This is a genomic window from Deltaproteobacteria bacterium (genome assembly GCA_009929795.1).
In the GTDB taxonomy this organism is placed as follows: domain Bacteria; phylum Desulfobacterota; class Desulfovibrionia; order Desulfovibrionales; family Desulfomicrobiaceae; genus RZZR01.
Genome location: RZZR01000186.1, coordinates 1 through 4,088 on the forward strand (window position 1 = coordinate 1; position 4,088 = coordinate 4,088).

Here is a 4,088-nt window from a genome sequence, read left to right on the forward strand (position 1 = left end):
TCGCCTTGTCCTGCTCTTCAACGGCCCTGGCCCATTCCCTCTGGATCAACGCATTTGAATCCCGCGCCCACGGATCGCACCACGCCATGGTCTCCCTGGGTTGGGGCCACGCCCTGCCCATGGACGACGTCATGAGTTCCAAGGACGGACGTATCGCCCTGGACAGCTTTGACCTGATCGATCCTTCCATGACCAGGTCCCCCTTGCGCCTGCCCGAACCCAAACCCGCTGAAACGGTGCTGAACACTGACAATGCCGACGTGATAACCGCGGACATGGCCCTGCAGAAGGTCGGCCTGAAAAAGGACGGCGCTCCGGGCGTCTATCAGTTGGCCGCCGTGTCCACTCCCTCCTTTTTCACCCAATACATCGACAAGAGCGGCAAGCAACGTCTGCAGATGAAGCCTCGCGACGAGATCAAAGACATCGACAAAGTCCTCATGTCGGTCAAGTATCAGGCCTTTGCCAAATCCTTCCTGACAGTCGACCGGTGGATCAACCCCAAACCACTCGGCCACGGCCTGGAGATCATCCCCCGAACCGACCTGGGCGACCTCCATGTCGGGGATCTGGTAGAGGTCGACGTTCTCTTCTACGGTCAGCCTCTGACGGCCACGGCCAAGAGCATCGAATACATCACGGCCCATGGCGTCGGATTCGGCCAGAGCGACGGATTCGCCCTGTTCTCCTATCTCATGGACGGCAAGGCCCAGTTCAGGGTCCAGGCTGCCGGGCAGTGGATGATCGGCGTCAGCCACAAGGACGACGTCACCCCCGACGGTCCCCTCAAGGATCTCGTGGGCAAGGCCGATCAAGTCTACCACGGAGCCAGTCTGACCTTCACCGTGAAATAAACCTCCTCCCATTGCGTGACGTCCGGCTCGGCCTGATCGGGCCGGACGTCAACCTGCGAAACGCCCGGCCCTGGCATCCAGATCCGGGTCTGATTTTCTCCCCGCCAGAATTCCGCCTCGGGGCATGATTATTCCCGGCCCGGGGAGACCTTGTCCCGATTCATCGGCACTCTTCTCTCACAATTTCGACAACCCATCCCTTTTGCGAGGTTTTCATGAGCACATCGACCACTGACTTTCCCGATTATGGCCGCCTGTACGCCATGGCTACCGGAGCCGTTCAGGCTCGGCTGATCCAGACCGGGCTCGAACTCGAACTCTTCGACCACCTGGAAACCCCGCGCACGGCCGAGGAGACGGCCGATCATCTGCGGACCCATCCCGGCAACACGGCCATGTACCTCGACGCCCTGGCCTGCATCGGCCTGCTCTCCAAGCACAATGGGCTCTATCTGAACAGGTCCGAGGCCTCGCTCTATCTGTGTTCGAAGAGTCCGGTCTTCATGGGCGGACTGATCCGCCTGGTCACGGATATGTGCGTGGTACCCCTCCAGAATCTGACCGGCTTGGTCCGGATCGGTCCCGACCCCAATCCCGCCGATGCGCATTTCTCCTCGGAAGACTTGTGGGCCGAGTCGGCCAGGGTCAGCGCGGCCTGGGTAAAGGGCGGCGCCGGCGCGCTCATGGCCGGCCATTTGGCCGCACTGCCGGAATTTCCCTCCTTCCGGACCATGCTCGACCTGGGCGGCGGTCACGGGGTGTTCGCCCAGGCCTTTGTCCTCGCCCATCCGGAGATGACGGCCGTGGTCTTCGATCGGCCGGCCGCGACCGCCGTGGCCAACGAGTTCGTCCGCAAGGCCGGGCTTGAAAACCGGGTCTACACCAGAAGCGGCGACTACCTCCGGGACGACATTGGACAGGGGTACGATTTGATCTGGGCCTGCGCCACCCTCAATTTCACCCGCCACGACCTGGATCGGCTGATCGCCAAGATCCTCGGGGCACTGAACCCCGGGGGAGTCTTCATCGCCTTTCAGGACGGATTGACGCATGAGCGGACCCAGCCGGATATGCTCCTGGGCCATCTTGCCACGGCCCTGACCGCCGGCAGTACCTTTTATTTCGACCAGGGCGAGATCGCCGCGTCCATGCTGCGCTGCGGGTTCAAATCCGTGCACTCGCGGACCGTGAAAACGCCCATGGGCGATATGGATATGGATACCGCCCGCAAGGCATGAGACCGCAACGTCATGGCGGGTTCAGGCATGAAATTCAAAGATCCTTGTATTCAACGTAATGTAAACAAGGGAAAGAAGGAATGGAACAGAAAATCAAAATTGAAAAAGGAACCGTTCAGGAAACCCTCCTTCTGCCGTTATGGGGCAGGGCATATGAAACACAAAGGAAAAACCCGAGACTGGTTGATGAAGACGCAGTAAAAATCATTAAGCATTTTGATTACGATTTTTCGGATATCGAAAAAAGCCAAGCCATGTCCCAGCATGGATGGGTCGCCCGCAGTCTGCATACGGACAAAATGACCCTTTCATTTATGAAAAGACATCCCGAGGCGACCATTGTCAATATCGGCTGCGGAATGGATACCACATTCAACCGTATAGATAACGGCAAAATCATGTTTTACGAGCTTGACCTGCCGGATGTGATGGCAATCAGAATGAATTTCTATGAAGACAGTGATCGGCATAAAAGCATTGCTTCTTCATTTCTGAAAACCGAATGGTTCAAGGAAATAGAAGTCCGGGACGGTTTGCTGTTTTTGGCCGGGGGTGTTTTCATGTATTTCGAAGAAAAACAAATTAAATCTTTCTTCATTCAAATAGCGGACTACTTTAAGAACTGCGAGTTTTTCTTTGATTCACTGTCTCCCATGGGAATGAAAATTGCGAAGAAGCAGGTATTGAAAAAAGGAGGAATGGAGATGTCCATGGATGGCGGATGGGGACTGAAACCTGTGCGCTCCATCGAAAAATGGGATCATCGGATGAAGATCATAAGTGCAATGCCCATGTCAAAAGGGATGAAAAATGGAGTTCCCCTGCCTGTTAAAATCATGGCATTCATGGCGGATATGCTGGGTGTATGCTCGATGGTGCATATGAGAATTCATTCTTCCAACTAGATAGTATACAGTTTTTTGCGCCGATGCCGCTGCCCAAACAGCGACCCTTTGCTTCTACAGGTGGTTGCATCTTTACAACTTCACACGAAAGACAAGCACATGATTATGGAAAAAAAACTATTAAAAACAGTCTTCTATATCGTGGCCCTGCTGATGTTCGTTTCTCTCGCCCTGGCCGATGAACCCAATGGCCGGGATATCATGTTCATGGTCTACAACCGCCCTGACGGCGAGGATCGGACCTCGACCCTGACCATGACCCTGATCAACAAGCGCGGCAGCCAGCGAGTTCGCCAAGTGGATAGCTGGTCCAAGGATTACGGCCCGGACCGCAAGTCGGCAATGGTCTTCCGGGAACCGGCCGACGTCCGAGGCACGGCCTACCTGTCCTGGGATTATGAAGAAGTCGACAAGGACGACGACAAATGGCTCTATATGCCGGCCATGAAGAAGGTCCGCCGCATCAGCGGATCCTCAAGGAACGAGTACTTCATGGGAACGGATTTCACCTATGATGACATGGGCAAACGGGCCGTGGCCAAGGACACCCACGTCCTGCTCGGCGAAGAAAACGTCCGGGGGCACGACTGCTGGAAGATCGAGTCCGTGCCCGTGGACCCGGAAGACCTGTACACCCGCCGGGTGCTCTGGATCAGCAAGACGGCCCTCTTGGTGCTCAAGGCCGAGTACCACGACAAGGACGGGCTGGCAAAAAACTACAACGCCTTGGAATTCCAGGAGCAGGACGGATTCTGGACCCTGCTGCTCTCGGAAATGGACAACGTCTCCCGCGAACACAAGACCGTCATGCGGATCGAGTCCATGCGTTACGACTCAGGCCTGGAGGACGACCTGTTCCAGGTCTCGACCATCGAGCGCGGGCGCATTCGGTGATCCAGGACCATGATCAAATCGGCCATACCGGGCCTGCTGGCCGTACTTTTGTGCATCGGCGCGGCACGGGGGGACGATGGCGGGGCCCTGTTGGACCGCCTGACCGTCACCGGATGGCTGGAGACCGTGCAGTCCATACGCCTGTCGCCGCCAAACGATCAGGTCACCTCCAGGGCCAAACTCCGTCTCGAGACCTC

At 56.7% G+C, this 4,088-nt stretch carries 5 protein-coding genes; all 5 read left to right on the top strand.

Features of this window, described 5'->3' with window-relative positions; all coding sequences use genetic code 11:
* The first annotated feature begins 5 nt into the window (after positions 1-5).
* On the top strand, positions 6-854 hold the full coding sequence (locus tag EOM25_12760) for a DUF4198 domain-containing protein (GenBank protein ID NCC26045.1): 849 nt from the start codon (positions 6-8) through the stop codon (positions 852-854).
* A gap of 215 nt (positions 855-1,069) precedes the next feature.
* Positions 1,070-2,092, top strand: a complete 1,023-nt coding sequence (locus EOM25_12765; protein NCC26046.1) for a methyltransferase domain-containing protein — start codon at positions 1,070-1,072, stop codon at positions 2,090-2,092.
* Positions 2,093-2,172: 80 nt separating this feature from the next.
* A complete protein-coding gene (locus EOM25_12770) occupies positions 2,173-2,997 on the top strand; it encodes a class I SAM-dependent methyltransferase (GenBank protein NCC26047.1) in 825 nt (274 codons plus the stop codon).
* Between the two features lie 105 nt (positions 2,998-3,102).
* Positions 3,103-3,891: an outer membrane lipoprotein-sorting protein gene (locus EOM25_12775; GenBank protein ID NCC26048.1), complete on the top strand. Its 789-nt coding sequence runs from the start codon at positions 3,103-3,105 to the stop codon at positions 3,889-3,891.
* Between the two features lie 9 nt (positions 3,892-3,900).
* Positions 3,901-4,088 (top strand): hypothetical protein (locus EOM25_12780; protein NCC26049.1); only part of this gene is annotated, 188 nt, incomplete at its 3' end.